The 15,880-nt window shown below is 52.2% G+C and carries 13 protein-coding genes; 7 read left to right on the top strand and 6 right to left on the bottom strand.

The annotated features are described in order from the left end of the window. Positions 1-56: 56 nt before the first annotated feature. The 3 genes from DZK30_RS21510 to DZK30_RS21500 are packed head-to-tail and all read left to right on the top strand — an operon-like array spanning position 57 to position 2,886. Positions 57-980, top strand: coding sequence for a hypothetical protein (locus tag DZK30_RS21510; protein ID WP_118976249.1), 924 nt, complete (start codon positions 57-59; stop codon positions 978-980). 12 nt (positions 981-992) lie between these two features. Beyond that, positions 993-2,420 (top strand): DUF4280 domain-containing protein, encoded by a 1,428-nt coding sequence (locus tag DZK30_RS21505; protein ID WP_118976248.1) that lies wholly within the window; start codon positions 993-995, stop codon positions 2,418-2,420. A gap of 1 nt (position 2,421) precedes the next feature. Next, positions 2,422-2,886 (top strand): hypothetical protein, encoded by a 465-nt coding sequence (locus DZK30_RS21500; RefSeq protein ID WP_118976247.1) that lies wholly within the window; start codon positions 2,422-2,424, stop codon positions 2,884-2,886. A gap of 82 nt (positions 2,887-2,968) precedes the next feature. Here DZK30_RS21500 and DZK30_RS21495 read toward each other — a convergent pair whose 3' ends face one another. After that, positions 2,969-3,547 (bottom strand): DUF7010 family protein, encoded by a 579-nt coding sequence (locus DZK30_RS21495; RefSeq protein ID WP_118976246.1) that lies wholly within the window; start codon positions 3,545-3,547, stop codon positions 2,969-2,971. Positions 3,548-3,822: 275 nt separating this feature from the next. Between DZK30_RS21495 and DZK30_RS21490 the strand changes: the two genes are divergently transcribed. After that, positions 3,823-4,299, top strand: a complete 477-nt coding sequence (locus DZK30_RS21490; protein WP_118976245.1) for a DUF4274 domain-containing protein — start codon at positions 3,823-3,825, stop codon at positions 4,297-4,299. A 37-nt stretch (positions 4,300-4,336) separates the two neighbouring features. Here the strand turns inward: DZK30_RS21490 and DZK30_RS21485 are convergent, their stop codons facing one another. From DZK30_RS21485 to DZK30_RS21465, 5 genes are all read right to left on the bottom strand, one after another. Beyond that, positions 4,337-4,750, bottom strand: a complete 414-nt coding sequence (locus tag DZK30_RS21485; protein WP_118976244.1) for a hypothetical protein — start codon at positions 4,748-4,750, stop codon at positions 4,337-4,339. 183 nt (positions 4,751-4,933) lie between these two features. Next, positions 4,934-6,271 carry an ankyrin repeat domain-containing protein gene (locus DZK30_RS21480; protein WP_118976243.1) on the bottom strand — a complete coding sequence of 446 codons (1,338 nt, stop codon included), beginning with the start codon at positions 6,269-6,271 and terminating at the stop codon, positions 4,934-4,936. 13 nt (positions 6,272-6,284) lie between these two features. After that, positions 6,285-7,466 (bottom strand): ankyrin repeat domain-containing protein, encoded by a 1,182-nt coding sequence (locus DZK30_RS21475; protein ID WP_118976242.1) that lies wholly within the window; start codon positions 7,464-7,466, stop codon positions 6,285-6,287. A gap of 180 nt (positions 7,467-7,646) precedes the next feature. After that, positions 7,647-8,285 (bottom strand): response regulator, encoded by a 639-nt coding sequence (locus DZK30_RS21470; RefSeq protein WP_118976241.1) that lies wholly within the window; start codon positions 8,283-8,285, stop codon positions 7,647-7,649. Positions 8,286-8,294: 9 nt separating this feature from the next. Then, positions 8,295-10,184: a tetratricopeptide repeat-containing sensor histidine kinase gene (locus tag DZK30_RS21465; protein WP_162903313.1), complete on the bottom strand. Its 1,890-nt coding sequence runs from the start codon at positions 10,182-10,184 to the stop codon at positions 8,295-8,297. A gap of 204 nt (positions 10,185-10,388) precedes the next feature. On the opposite strand from DZK30_RS21465, the gene DZK30_RS21460 reads away from it, so the two are divergent. Genes DZK30_RS21460 through DZK30_RS21450 form a run of 3 tightly spaced genes read left to right on the top strand, consistent with a single transcriptional unit; the run spans position 10,389 to position 15,878 of the window. Further along, positions 10,389-13,277: a DUF7948 domain-containing protein gene (locus DZK30_RS21460; protein ID WP_118976239.1), complete on the top strand. Its 2,889-nt coding sequence runs from the start codon at positions 10,389-10,391 to the stop codon at positions 13,275-13,277. 51 nt (positions 13,278-13,328) lie between these two features. Beyond that, positions 13,329-15,557 (top strand): gliding motility-associated C-terminal domain-containing protein, encoded by a 2,229-nt coding sequence (locus DZK30_RS21455; protein ID WP_118976238.1) that lies wholly within the window; start codon positions 13,329-13,331, stop codon positions 15,555-15,557. Positions 15,558-15,587: 30 nt separating this feature from the next. Then, a complete protein-coding gene (locus DZK30_RS21450; RefSeq protein WP_118976237.1) occupies positions 15,588-15,878 on the top strand; it encodes a GIY-YIG nuclease family protein in 291 nt (96 codons plus the stop codon). Positions 15,879-15,880: the final 2 nt, after the last annotated feature.

Genomic DNA, 15,880 nt, shown 5'->3' with positions numbered 1-15,880 from the left:
ATGCCTTTTTCCTTAAATGCTTAACGAAACGATATTGAAATAAAAAACGCATCATCATGGAAAGCCCTTGTGATAGTCATACAGCACACCAGGAGACCTATAGGGTAAACGGCCATTATAAAAAACGCTTCTCTTTTCAATACGAAAACCGCCATTGGATTTCGGGCAATATGGCTGTTTGTAGTATTTCCGGTACACTCGATCGTGGCCTGGTATTGCGCAACGAAGAAGAAGGGACCCAAAAGTGGAGCTTTGGTCTGCAGGATGTTCAGTTTAACCGGGACGAGGGTTGTATTCCCGAAGTGTATTTCTTATTTGATCTGTATCGCCGTATCGATTTTAAAATAGATAAAGAAGGCAGGATCATAGCCTGGGAGATACCGAAGGAGGACGGAGATCCGGTAAAGAAATGGGAAGCGCTGAAGCCGGAAATACGATCTGCCATCCAACCTGTTGAAAGAGCCATGGCCTTCTACACCGCTATACGGGATCACATTACCAACGACCGGCTGATGGCCTCCGTACTGGAACACCATATCCTCTTCGACCTGTTCCGGCGGATCGGATCGCTGGAGCAATTCATTCGTACAGATGCAGACAGCCCATCATTCCCGTTCCGATTACAGAAAGTGGATTATTTCGGAAAGGACCTGCCGCTTCCCATAAAGGCATGCTGGCTGCAAAAGCCGGTCAGGCAGCACCGGGATTATTTATGGATCAATACGGGCGGGCTGGATGAGACGGCCTTCAAACAAAAAGAATACCAGCAGGCGCTTCGTGCCCTGAGCGGGAACAGTATATCGGATACCACGTTGCAGCTGGAATACAGCCAACTTTATGATGTCTACAGACCTTTTCTTGAATACGATTTTCTGGAGATCAGGAAGGCGGAATCTTTCCTGGAAACCGCCGTGCCCGGCGCCTGGTACAAAAGCGAGTGGACCACAATAACAGAAACAGCACATCCATTTACCGGTTAACCTTTCAGTCCTATGGCGGTAGACGATCTGTATATACCCAATGGCGTATGGCTTAAATGCGACAAAGGCGCCGCTCCGGCACAGCTTATAGTGGTGCCTCATCAATTCCATGTATATGGTACACCTATTGCTACCGAGAGCGATAATATACCCTTGGTCAATATACCCACCTTTGGCGTATGCTCTATTACGGGGAGTACCTGCATCGCCTCTGCGCCGCAATGGCTGAAAGTGCATGAAGGCGCACTGAAAGTCATGGGAAAAGCTCCGCTGCTGCACACGTCGTATTGCAAATGCCAGACCGGGGGCACCATCAAGATATTTTTTGACAAGGCCGAGGCCGAAGCGGCCCTGAAGCAGGATAAGGAAGACCGGGTGGATGGCATTTCCTGGCTGGATAAAGCCATCGGTTTTGTTGTAGGCGGCCCTACCCTTGCGGTCGTATCTGCGTTCCAGGACGAAAGGCAGACCAGTACTACGGAAAATGTAGGGCGCGGCTTCAGAAAAGGACTAAAGGGTACCTGGAACGGGCTCAGGAATATGGTATGCCATCCTATCGAAACCGGGAAAGGGCTGGTAAAGCTGGCCGGCGTTGGAGTTGTGGGCTATGCCGGCGGTCCGGGGTTGCCGCCGCCGGTAAGGCTGCAACAATTCGACGATCTGTTCGGGACAGGATTGAATCAAACACATACGGCCATGGCCAATGCCATAGGCGAGACCTGGGACCAGAAAGTGGAGAACGGCACCGAGACGGAAAGAGAAGAGCTTGCCGGCCAAACGGTTGAAATGATAGCAGAAGCAATAGTAGGGACCAAGGGCGCCGGCGCCGCTATAAAAGCGACAACCACTGCGGGTAAACTGATCCTGGGTTCCGAGCGTATGGCCCAGGTATTGGCGGCCCTCTCCAAACTAAGATTCAGTAATTTAGCCGAGCGGGTTGTGGGGATTTTTAAGGTGGGGACCAGAAATTCTTCTATCCCATATGTGGGTTTTGGAGGACGAATAATCCTAAATTCGGAGAAAACGACTACAGTAATCGGAAAATTCATAGACAATGTAGATGGGGCTGGAACAAGCAGAATATTGGAACTTCCAGAAGGAACCTTTTCTCGAGGTCTTAAGAACAAAGGGGGACTTAATATACTTGATTTGCCCGATGCAGAATATCAAAAGCTTTTGAGGGACTACGGAGAAGAAATGGGTAAAGAAATTTTTTGGCAGAAATATAACCAGCCTTTCCTGGAAGATGCTTTTAAAAGAGGAGATAACATTAGGGTGCTATCCGATCCCAAGGCAGCAGCAAATCAAACTGGCTTTTATCAGCGTGAATTGAAAGAAATAGACGGATATATTGACGATGCCGGCAATAAAGTTCCAGGTTTAGCAGACAGGTACGGCTATAAATATAATCCGGCAACAAACACTTACGAAAAACCATAACATGAAAATAGAACTAAAAGATAGCTCCCTATACATCAATAGCGTTCCGTTGACGCTAAAGGAAACAGCCGTCAGCTTTTACCTGGAAGCACTGGATACCGGCTACAGATCTATTAGCTTAGATTTTGGTGTGACGATTCTTGTCTTTGATCAGATCGGTATCCGGGCCTGGATGAAAGGGAATATTGTTTATGAGCTGGAGATCCAATTATTGCAAAATATAGACACCGATTTAAAGTCACCCTCGGCCTTATACAATGGCGCCATATCGCTTTGGGGCAAACCGCTTTCACCGCCCTATTTAGTCGAAGAAATTGTATCACATAATGAGCTGAACGTTGCCCGGGATGATGACAGCTTCCGTTTTGGCTTACATATCTTAAAGTCTGTACCAGACCGGCAACCCCGGTATTCTCTTTGGTGCGACGATGCCTTTTTACGGGTATGCTCCATAAGGTTTAACTAGCACACAGGAAAAGGCTAACTACCTTTAAGTTCAAATCTTAACCGTCCCTGAGCTAAACTGCTAAGCGTACGTTGAAAATTGATCAAGGCCCGACACTCCCGTCCGTCTCCGCTCCTACCTTTTTCCGTTTCCCATGTTTGTAATAGCTATAAATAACGATGCCAAATATGACTTCCGTTATCCCTCCTGCCAATGCCGAAGGCGCAGGACCTGCTTTTAATGTGTACAGCAAGTACGCGGCCACTCCAAGCGCAGCGCCCAAAACCCAGTAAAGACGTATGCCATAAACGCTCGCAAAGGTCAGGTATCGCCCGGCTATGATGACCAACATTCCCTGGAAGAACCAGGACACATGGATCAATGAGAGTCCATAGGCTAAGGGAATACACATGATCATCCATACCGTTCCTTCCATGGCAAGCTTTCCCAATGGATTGCGCCTGGTATGCTTCCCTTTGATCCCCACCAGCTTTCCGATCCATGTTGCTAGGGGGAAGATGAGCATTCCACCAATAATTAAAACCCATATCCCTTTTTGATGCGACTGGTAGCTTACCACCAGGCCGGAACACAGCCAAACGATCCCCGAAACCAAAACACCGATCGCGCCGTGACCATAGCTATCGCTCATGTCACGCTGAGCTTCTTGCAAACTGTCCATATGTACGTTATTATCTGTTATCAATAGTAAATGTTACGCGCTAAACAACAAGGTAGCTTCAGCTGTCAACTTTATTCTGAGAGAGCACAGATGATCAGATGAGGAAAATGCCGCCTAATGAACCATTTCACGCTGATTCTTTGCAACCTTAGTGTACAGTTTAGCGACCTTTGCGGTTAACTACAAAGCTTTTTCTTTGAAAGTCGATTTTACATCACAGCTGAAAAATGTCAATTTTGCGATTAAGAAGACCGTCTGTAAACGAAAAATGATCTATGATGAATGCGATAATCGAACGAATTATCTACCAGGAAGAAGCCCTTCCCATCCGCCTGGAACTGGTGCGTAGCCTTGACGATCCCCAATTGCTGTGGGCGCTTATGAGCCATTACAATTGGGACGATGGCTTTGCCATTCCCCTGGAAACGGTCAGGCATGCGCAATGCGATCTTGGCTTAGCCCTGATGCTGTTCTGGGAATTTGATGAAGCGCGGATCTTCTACGACAACCCGGAATCGCTGAAAAGGGAATTTTACAACGAAACGGACAACGACTACAGAACTGCTTTTTGTCAAACATTGATCGACGGCATCAGGAACGGCCATTACCAGCCGGGCTCCAACAAATACGATACCGGGTTCTATGGCGAGGATCTCGATCTCGAAAATGCGTCCCGGCAAAGGATAAGGGCTATAAAAACAAAAAAAGCCCGTGAACGGTATGAGGAAGCATTCCTGAAGCCGCTACTTTAATGCTGCCCATCTGAGAGATCAGCACAAAGACCGATAGCTATTTTCCCTCCTCCTGCGCTTTCTTAAATATATCCCCCTTGCGGCCGGTTGCAGGCGGCGATGCACTGAGCACCTTCAGGTTGGCGCCTTCTACTTTAAAGATCACCTTCACCCCTGGATACGACTCCCCCGCTTCATCTTTGAATGCCGGCATTGTTACCGTTATCGTCTGTTTCGATCCGTCACATTGCCAGGCACCGTTGTCCTTTACCAGCTCCTGCTCCAACGCAGCGTTTTCCTTTTTGTAGACCGCCTTATGATGCGGCTGCAGGATAAAAGAGATCTGCTCCGTTTGCCCATTGGGATAGCTGATCTCATGAACGTAGGTGCCTGTTAAGGAGCCTGGTTGCGCCTGTACATTTATACTGCAAAGCGATATACAACAACAAAAAATAAAGGAAAGCAGTTTCATATTTTTTCATTTGACCGGTGTCCGATGGCAACCGTTATAAATTAATGATGAGCGGCAGTTGCCGAACAGCCTTTCAAGAGGCTCAGCCTCCGCACCTGTCCCCGGGCCTGTCGAAATTTCCCACCCAAGGTAAAGTACAACTTTAAGATCAATGCATCGACAGGCGGAAGCAAGCGGACACGCCTACCCCGCCAGCACCTTTGCCTTCTCCTGGTCAAATTCGGCCTGGGTAAGAACGCCGGCGTCCAGCAGTTCTTTAAGATCCATTAACGCTTTTTTCTTGTCCGGCAGCGGCCCTTGCACCGGCGGTTCCGTACGCGGCTTAGCCGGAACCGCTGTCACCGAAGGCGCACCATATTGCAGCAACAGAGCGACGATCTCGTTGAATCCCTTAATAGAAGCGTAATCTATCGCCTTTTGCTCGCGGGTATTCACAATGCCTGGAGCAGCGCCGAGTTCCAGCAGGGCTTTCACCATATCCTTTTTGCCGGATGCAGCTGCATAGTGCAGCGCCGTATTGCCCGACTCATCCTGTATATCGATGCGCGCATCCCGGTCGAGCAGCAGGTTTACCATGCTCAGCTGGCCATTCTTGGCAGCCACATGCAGCAGGCTTTCCCCGCCATAGTTATACGTATGATTAAAGCTGAAGCTGCTGCTCAGCGACAAGCTATTGGCCGTCTCCACCCATTCCAGGTAGCTGTTCATGCTCACCGTATCATCCGAAAGGGGCTGACTGAAATTAACCTCGACACCCTGGTCAAGGAAGAGGCTCACAATCTCCTTCTGGTTGTGCGCGCAGGCATACCATACCGGCGACAAGCCATTTTTATTCGTCACCTGCACATTCGCGCCCTGCTGTACCAGCAAGGTAATGAGTGCGCGATTGGCTTCATAGCAAGCGATAAGAAGAGCCGATTCTCCCGCATGGTTGGCATGATCGATGGTTGCGCCCTGCCCGATCAGGTAGCCGGCCAGAGGCACGTTTTTAGTGCGTACGGCTACAATGAGCGGACTGTCACCGGCTTTATTGGTTGTATTGACATCGGCGCCTTGGGCCACCAGCAGCTCTGCCATATCCTTATTGCGATAGGCGCAGGCGATCAGCAAAGGTGTCTCGGCCTGGTTATTTTCCACATCCGCTGTCACGCCCTGCGCCAGCAGCTTTTCGGCGATCTCCTTTTGCCCTGTGCGCGCCACCAGGTGCAGCAGACTATTGCCCTGCAGGTCGTTGATATCTGTTCTGGCGCCTTGCTCCAGCAGGTACAAGGCTGTCTGCTTTTGTTTCTGCAGACAGGCAAAATAAAAGGGCGTTTCCCCGTTATGGTCTTCATAATCCAGCGCCGCGCCCGCCTCCAGCAGGAGCTTTACCAGGTCGAGATAGCCATGGTGTGCGGCGTAATGCAGCCCTGTGCGTCCCTGCTCATCGGTATAGCTTACATCCACCTCATTATTGGCCAGCAGCAGCTCCGCTATTTTCCGTTTGCCGCCTTCGCAGGCTATGATAAAAGACATCGACATGTTCCGGATCGTTTTATTTTTTCAGTAATAGTTCTACAGTCTTGGCCTTGAGATTATCCTGTCCGGCCAGCAGGGCCGGCGTCTGTTCCGCATCGTTGGTCGCCTGTGCATCGGCGCCATGCGCCAGCAATAGCTTCACTTTACGGTACACCTGCTTTGCTGCCTCCTGGTCGTAATTCACATCGATGGCGCATACCTGGTGCAGCAGGGTATTGCCCCGGTCATCTTTTCGTTCTATGTCGACCACGCCCATATCCAGCAAGGCCTGCAGCCATTCCGAAGGTTTTTCGGCGATCCAGGCCACCGCACTTTTGTCCCGGCTGTAATAAGGAGAGACCTGGTAGACATCGGCGCCATCTTCGATTAATGCCTTAACCAGCGCGATATCCCTTTCACTGGCGCCGTAGCGCATCCTTACAGCACCAGACAACAAGGTTTCTTCTTCCTTGTTCCGGCTGTCGAAATCGGGCATGGCATAGGCCTTCATCTTTTCATACAGCTCCGTACCGGCTACCTGGTGCACCAAAGCCTGGTAATAAGCGCTCTCTCCTTTCTTATCCTGCTGGTTGGGATCGGCGCCCTGCGCCAGCAGAACATCGATATAGCCCTTTTTCATTTTGCTGATGGCCAGGTGAAGCGGCGTTTCGCCCACGATGTCGCTTTCATTGGGATCAATACCTTCGCCGATCAACAGCTCCAGGTAAGCGCTGCCCAGCTCTTCTTTAATGCCAAACTCCCGGACTACCTTATGCAGGTAATTGATCTCGTAATTGTCTTTGTACCGTACCATACAGCCGGCATCGATCAGTGTACGGATCACCGCGACCGGAGCCGCGCTCAGCAAGGCCAATTCCATTAGGGTTTTGTCCTGAACAGCATCGTTAATATTATCCAGTTGTCCCAGTAGCGTTTGCAGGAAAGTCAGGTCATCCGGATTATCCTCCAGCTTCCGGAACAGTGCAGGAAAAGGAGAATCATCCAGCGATTCGTATTCATAAAGGTCAGTTTCGATAAAGCCCTGGTCCACCAAAGCCTGTACCAGCCCAAAAGCCCTGGCCTGCGCCAGCACGGTATAGATCTGTCTGCGGTCAAAGGAAGCGATGTTGCCCGGTAAGCGTTCGCCCTGCTGTAATCGCGCTGAAGCTTCTTCCAGCTTGCTTTGCCTGAAAAGCTCGGTTAGTGTTTGCTGCGTCATAACTGATAAAGGTTATCGCCGCCTTTACCTGCCGGTACCGGTAATCGACCAGTTGCAGGAGCGGGCTACAAACAAACAAAACTTCAGGAATAATTCATGCAGACAAATGATAAATTAAATCTAAAAAAAGAAAGTCTCCCTCAACGGCGCTTTTAAGCAAGCAGAATAGCGTAATGCCCGCTACTCGGCCAGCCCGGTAGTCAAAGCCTTTTTCACCAGCATCGCGGTATTGTTGACATCCAGCTTGAGCATGATGCTGGTGCGGTAGTTCACAACAGTACGCAAACTAAGGAAACATTGTTCTGCGATCTGCGGTGCGCTGTAACCGTTCACGATCAGTTGCAGTATCTCTAGTTCCCTTGGTGTAAGGGTAGATTTAGAAAAGGAAGCTTTCTGGTCACGGATGCTCATCTGCCTGATTTTCTCCTTCATGCTGTCCTGCAGGTACCGGCCGCCTTCGTATACGGTTCTGATGGCCTCTACCAGTGTGCTGTTCTCCGCGGTCTTGAGCAGATAGCCATGGGCGCCGCGCTTAAACATATTGTTGGCATATAAAGCGCTGTCAAAATTGGTCAGCACCAGGATCTTAAGGCCGGGATAGCGTTTCAGCAGCACAGGCGCGAGCTCGTCGCCGGTAAGATCGGGCATCTGGATATCGAGCAGCAGCACATCGGGCCTTGCCGTCTCCATACCTTCAAGAAGCGCATTACCGTTCTTGTAGCTGCCCTTTAAGATAATATCGGGATAGCCCGGCAATATGTTCTGCAGCCCGTCAATGATCATCGGGTGATCGTCGGCTATAGCTATATGGATGCTCATGGATACGGTTCAAAGGTTTTTAAGCTTGCTGAAGTCAAATTCAATATGGGCGGTCGTTCCCTTTCCTGAACGGGAGGCGATAGATATATATCCCTGCAGGGTTTCTACCCTGCCCTTCAGGTTCGGCAGTCCGGCGCCTCTCCCGGGCGCATCGCTGTCAAAGCCACGGCCATTATCCTCAACCGTTATGCTAAGACGGCCACCGTGCAGCATGAGTTGGATCACGGCATAGCTGGCCCGGGCATGCTTTACAATATTCTGCACCAGTTCCTGGACAATGCGGTACAGGAACAGCTCTGCTGCCTTGTTGCAGGCTTCGGCTACATCGTATTGCAGGTCGACCTGCAGCTGGCTGCTGCTGTTGTTCTCGCAATACAGCAGCAATGCTTCCCTCAGGCTCTGGCGGGTAAGCGCATCGGGCATCAGGTTATGGGCTGTTTTCCGTACTTCGCCGGCAGTATCGGCCAGCATACCCGATACTTTGTCAAAACCGGCTAGGGTACGCATCTCAGGCTGCTCCTCCTGTATCGCATTCAGGTTCATTTTAATGGATGCCAGCATACCGCCGATACCATCGTGCAGGTCCTGGGCAATACGGATCCGCTCCTTCTCCTCACCCTGCATCATAGCCTTTAGCTGGCCTATTTCCTGCTCCTGTTCGAGACTGCGCAGCTTCTCTTCCTGGAAGCGCTTCTGGTGCCAGTTGCTGCGGTAAAGGCTGTAGAGCAATGCAGCCACCACGGCCAGCAGCACCGAGCCAGCCGAAATGCCGAGTATCCATAGATTGCGTTGCTTGATCTGCGTCTTCTGCCGGCTGATCTGGAGCGCTTTCTGCACGATCTCTTTGTCCTTTTGCGCCGTACGGTAACGTACTTCCAGCTGGTTCACATTGTACCGGGTTTCCTTGCCTTCCGTACTATCCTTCATCAGCTGGTAGCGTCCCTGATGATGATAGGCTTCTTTAAAGCGACCCTGCCGCGCATAGAGGCTGGCCAGCAGCTCATGCCCCTGCGTGATGCCCCTGACCACATTCATCGCCTCGGCCATCTCCAGGGATTGCAGCAGGTAATGCTCCGCAAGCCTATCCTTGCCCAGGGCCATCCAGGCCCTGCCCATTAGCGAAAGATTCGTGACTTTATAATTGGGATCTACCGCTCCCTTAAGAGCTAGTGCCTCTTCCAGGTACACGATCGCTTCCCGGTATTGTCCCTGTTCATTGCAATTGCCGGCGAGGTTGCTGAGCGCCAGGTGCTGCCATTGAAGATAATGCTTTCGCCGGGCAATCGCCAGGGCTTCCTTCAGATCACGTGTGCTTGAGTCGATCTGTCCCAGATTGGCAAAGCTATTGCCCTTGTTGATGAGGATCAGTGCCAGCAGGTGTTCGTGGTTGATGTTCCTCGCGATGGCTTCGGCCTTGCGCAGGTAAAAGATGCTTTTCCCGTCATCGCCGGTAATATCCAGCACACCGCTCAGGTTGGCATACAAAGTAGGCAGGATCGCCTCATTGCTCACTTTGTGCCGTTCGGCAAGCGTCACCGCAGCATAGTAATAATGCATAGCGGAATCGTACATGCCTTTGCGCTGGAAACGGTTGGCGAGACTGTTATATACCGCCATAGACAGCTCGTACAAGCGCAGGGAAGCGGCAAGATGCTGTACGCGACGGGCTTCGGTCAGCGCCTCATCGTAGCGGCCGGCATTGTTGTATAAGGTGATGATATGACTGAAGGCATCCATGGCCTCTGTAGCGCGCCGCTCGTGCACCGACAGGTCAAATGCCTTCCGGTAAAGGATCAGCGCCGCTTCGGGCCTGGAATTGGCCAGGCCTGCTCCCGAATCGACCAGTGCACTGATGGCCTTGGTGTCCTGCGCCGCAGCGCCGCCGGTAATACAACTCATCAGGCAGAGCAGACATGCCCCTTTCCCGTAAAGCGGTAAGTGAAGAAAAGACCTTAGGATGAATAAAAGCTGCCGGAAAAACAAATCATTAAAATAACTATGGATCATTCACTCTCTTTTCCTGGTGGTTAAACATTCGTTCTTTGTTGTGTCGTATCAGAACGAATAAAACATTTTTCACAGCAGGCATAAAAGTAGCAAATTATGAACAAAAAAGTAGTTACACTATTAGCCGGTATTATGTTGGTTGCCGCCCAGGGACAAGCCAGGACCGGCACCAACCGCAGCTGCCGGTTAACCCCTACCCTGTCGCAGCAGACACATCCGGTTTCACCGGAATATGACATCCATAGCTATGAAGGCTTCCTGGAAAATGCCGGACAGGTCACCGATCAGGCGGGCGGGGTCAGGGCCGACATTGACTTCCAGGTAAAAGGCAAAGGGATAAATATATTCATTGGCAACGGAGCGATCCATTACCAATGGGCGACGCCCCGGAAAGAGAAGAAGGCCGCAGGAACGGCGCCCCGCTTCATCGATATGTACCGCATGGACGTAACGCTGGTAAACGCTAATACCCGGGCCGTTGTGCTCAGGGAACAGCAGCTGCCTTATTTCGAGCAATATCTCAACAGCACAGGCCTGCAACCAGCACATGCTTATCAAAAGGTGATTTATAAAAACGTTTACCCGCATATCGACTGGGTATTCTATTTTAATGCCGATGGCCGGCTGGAGCACGATTTCGTCGTTCATCCGGGTGGTAAGGTATCAGATATCCGCCTGCAATACGGTGGCGCTACCGCTTTAGCATGCAACCAAGATGGCAGCCTTACCGCTACCACGCCAATGGGCCAGGTATCGGAAACGGCCCCCCGCAGCTATACAGACAAAGGCATTGCTATTCCCTCCTCCTTTGTGCTGGAAGGACAAACGCTCGGCTTCCGTACTGCGTCGTATACCGGCACGCTAACTATTGATCCTACACTGGCCTGGGGCACCTTCTACGGTGGCACCGGCGACGACTTCAATCCCAACCTGGCTACCGATCCCGAAGGCAATGTCTATATGTCCTTCGCGACCATGCATGGTAGCTCAGCGATCAATATCGTGACTACCGGCGCTTATCAGACGACACGCCAGGTAGCAGAAGGCGACAATAGCCCTTTCCTGGTCAAGTTTGACAGCACGGGCCAACGGCAATGGGGTACGCATTTCGGTCATTCCTCCTATACCCTTTACCCACGCGAAGTACCCAATCTCAGCTGCGATCCCTATGGCAATGTCTTCATCCTGGCCGATACCATGATCGCCAAATTCAACGGGGCCGGCCAGCTCAGCTGGACCAAGGGTCTGCCGGGCTATATCGAGTATGTGTATCGTACCGCTTCGATCCAGTGCGATCCTTCGGGCAATCTCTACCTTACCGGCAACGCCTACTCCGGCCAGAATGCGGTCTTTGGCACAGCCGGTACCTATAAAGATACCGTGACCGGTGACATGGATGTTTTCCTTATGAAATACGACAGCGCCGGCAATCGCCTCTGGGGTACTTTCTTCGGCGGCGAAGGTAGCGAACAGAACTATGTCGGCTTTGATCCGTTGGCTTGCGATGCCGCGGGTAATGTCTATTTGTCGGGACGGACCGGAAGCCTTACCGGCATTGCTACACCGGGTAGCTTCCAGACTACCCTCGGCGGTACACAGGATGCCTTCCTGGCCAAGTTCGACGGCCAGGGGCAGCTGCTATGGTCCACTTATTACGGCGGTAGCGGGACGGAAATGGGCGGCAGCGTAGTGACTGATGCCGACAACAATGTATTCCTGGCGGCTATCACCAACAGCACCACGGGCATCAACAGCCCCAACAGCTTCCAGGATACGCTCGGCGGCGGCAACGATTTTTTCATAGTTAAATTCAACAGCAGCGGAACACGCCAATGGGCCACTTATTACGGCGGTGAAAGTGAAGAATGGTACAACTACAGGGGCGGTATACTTGGACGTGACGTAAGCGGAAATGTGGTGCTCTATGGCTTTACCAGCAGCCCCGATGGCATCAGCACACCGGGAGCTTACCAGGAAAGCATTATGACCGGCGGCTACACCGTCTTTATGGCTAAGCTGAACACCTTGGGCAAAAGGCTTTGGGGTACCTATTTCGGCGGCGCAGGCGGCGGACAGATCGGCGGTTACATCAGCTTTTATGGCCCCAACAGCGCAGGCGGCGATATCAGCTGCGATGCTTTCGGCAATATCTATATCGCCAATTCCGCAGGTCCTAATGCAGTAGTTACCACGCCTAACGGTTACCAGCCACTATGGAGCGCAGGCAATACCAATGCCGGCATGCACGACGTTTTCTTATCCAAGTTCAGGGATTGCAGCATTGCTTTGCCCGGTCGCATCACCGGCGATACAGCTTTATGTGCCGGCGCCGCCAACGGTCGCTTTTACACTACGCCTGCTCCGGGAGCGGTATCCTATACCTGGCTCCTTCCCTCCGGCTGGACAGGAACCAGTACAGCCGACACCATCGCCGTGATCACTAATGGCAGCGGCGGACAAATAGGCGTGGTAGCTGTCGCGGCTTGCGGCGGTACCGATACGGTTTGGCAAAATGTAATCGTAAGAACTGCTCCGGCGCCGGTGATCGTCCGCAACGGCAATGTGCTGAGCACCGGGACTTTCAGTAGCTACCAATGGTATCATGACGGACAGCCTATAGCCGGCGCTACCGGCCCGCAGTACACTCTGACGGCTACGGGGTCCTATACGGTCAAAGTGAGCGATAGCTATGGTTGCAATGGCTTGTCAGCAGCGCTCCAGGTGACCACCCTTGGCCTGCATGATCCCCGGTCGCTGGCCGAAGCCATACAGGTATATCCTAACCCGGCCAGCAAGATTGTACACATCAGCAGCCCGGTAAAGCTACAGGTAAGGCTAAGCAGCATCGACGGCAGGAAGCTCCTGGAAATCGAGGAGGCGGCTACCATCGATATCGGTGCTTATCCCGAAGGGCTTTACCTGCTACAGCTTTCCGACACTAAAGGCAACCTGCTGAAGACCGTAAAGCTAACCCGTTCCAGGTAATCTTCTTTTTCCATCCCCGGCGGCGCCGTCGCCGGGGAATATCTCTTCTTTATGAAACGATTGTTAGCAGTATTATTGTTTTTAGTCGTCGTAAAAGCAGCGGCCCAGAAGGAGCACTATGTATGGGCTTACGGCAATGCCGAGGGCGTTGACTTCAATGCTGTGCCGGCAGCCTTCCGTCCCAGTGCGGTGGAGAACTATCACCATTATTCCGGAGCCGGAGCAGCCAGCATCTGCGACAAAGACGGGCGGCTGTTGTTCTATACCAACGGCGCGAAAGTATGGGACAGGGACGGTGGTACCATGCCCGGCGGCATCCTGCTTTCCGGTTATCCTATGGGCCCTATTTCTATGGAGAACGGAATATGGCTGGTGCAACAATCTGCAGCCATTGCAGCCGACCCGGCCAACAGGAACCGTTACTATGTGTTCCACACCTGGCGCAATGCCCAGCCTGACGGCCAGTCTTTTTCCGACACCTGCTCCCTGCTCTACTCCGTGGTCGATATGAGCCTGAACAGCGGAAGAGGCGCCGTGGTTGCAGCGCAAAAAAAAGTGCTGATCGATCGCGCAACCACCGGAGCACTAACCGTAGTAAGGGGCGAAGACTGCAATGCATGGGTGATCGCACACGATATTGCGGGCAATACGTTCAAGGCTTTCGAGCTGTCGGTAAACGGCCTCAACAGGACGCCGGTGCTGTCGTCTGCCGGTCTGCCCAGCCCTGCGCCTTATTATTTCGACAACAACCCTTACCTCTTTACACCTACCCGTACAGCGATCAAGATATCGCCCGACCGCAGGAAGCTCGTGCATTGCAGCAACCAGGGTTACGATGCCTATGGCAATGCCGGCCGCTCTTTTCTCCAGCTGTTCGACTTCAATGCAGCTACCGGACAGGTGTTGAACCCACTGACGCTGGTTAACGTACCGCTGAATACTAAGGCGGTGCATGATGCCTGCTTCTCCAACAACAGCTCCAAGCTATACTACGCCTGGCATTTTCCCTGCCTCAGCTGCGGCAGCGTGTCCCAGTTTGACCTTAGCCTGGCAACACCCGCAGCCATCCTGGCATCGGAGACCTATATCTCCGCAGGCGTTCCGGTAGGCATCAGCATCAAGAATGCCCCCGACGGACGTATATACATCGCCAAAAGCTATGGGTACAGTCCACCCTATGCACCGGCACGTGAAGGCTTGTTCTACATCCGTCAACCGGAGTTGCCGGGTGTCGCCTGCCAATTCATCAGCAACGATCTGCAGTTCGAATCATTCGATGACCGTACCGGTGCTTTGCCCAACGATATCGCCATATTGCCCAGGGACACTGCGACAACCTCCCATCCTCTGATCGTCTGCGGCAAGGATACCTTATGGCTGCAGGTCGATACCTTATCGACCAACATTAAATGGTGGGACAATACCAGCGCTTTCCGAAAGCCCGTAACCCAACCCGGCGTCTATACCCTGGAGTACCAATTGGGCTGTACCGATCATTTCGATACTTTCGAGGTCAGGTTCCAGCAAATGCCCACAGTCAGCTGGGATAGCGCTGGCTGCAACGATCCTGCGACGGCCGGCGCCTATGCCCGACCCCGCGACAGCACTTCGGTAAGTTTTATCTGGCAAAAGGGAACAGATATCATCCGCACGCGGCAGAGCCAGACCGGCGATACCATCAGAGGATTGGCGCCGGGACCATACGCTTTGCGTATGATCACCGCCTCGGGTTGCGATACCACGATCCTCTTCGCCATCGCTCCCTATCCCGGTGTGCAATTGTCCGTAGTACCGCAAACGGCAACGATCACTTATGGCGACAGCATTCAGCTGCAGGCCTCCGGAGCCCTGCTCTATTCCTGGTGGCCTTCGGGAACAGTAAGTAACGATACGCTTTCCGGTCCTTTTGTAAGGCCCTTACAGCCTACGGTATATACGGTCATGGGTTTGAATGCCTATGGCTGTCGCGATTCCGCAACAGTAAAGATCGACATCGATTACCAGATGCCGGTTTTTATACCCAATGCCTTTAGTCCCAATGGCGACGGGGTCAACGATATTTTCCGGCTGGACAACATCAGCTACCAGAAGCTGGCTGCTTTCAGGATCTTCAACCGCTGGGGCCAGCAGCTGTTCGAGACCGGCGATCCTCTGAAGGGATGGGACGGCACGCAGCAAGGCGTACCCTGCACTACCGGCACTTACTATTACCTGGTGGTAGTCAATTATCCCAATGGCGTCACCCGTACGTTCAAAGGCGACCTTACCCTGATCCGGTAAGCTGAGCCCAGGCGCATTGAATTAATCCAGATGGAAATTGAATTCAGGTCTTCTTATTTTGTCTATATTGCAACCGATGAAAAACGCTCCCATCTTCAGGCGGGGATCACCACTAATCTCCGGCACTTGTCCGCCACCCGTACGAGCGCTACTGCCGGCGCAAGCGTTTATGACCGTCTTTTATATTATGAACAGTACGAGGAGATGCTGATGGCCGTCAGGCGGGAAACAGAGCTGGCCTTCTTTTCACAAAGGAAGCTACGCAAGCTGGTGCTGGCCGTCAACCCGGAACTGGCCTTCCTGGTCCAACCGGCTCATTGATC

This window comes from Taibaiella koreensis, from assembly GCF_003545715.1.
In the GTDB taxonomy this organism is placed as follows: Bacteria; Bacteroidota; Bacteroidia; order Chitinophagales; family Chitinophagaceae; genus Taibaiella; species Taibaiella koreensis.
This window is presented reverse-complemented; position numbering and strand designations above follow the sequence as displayed.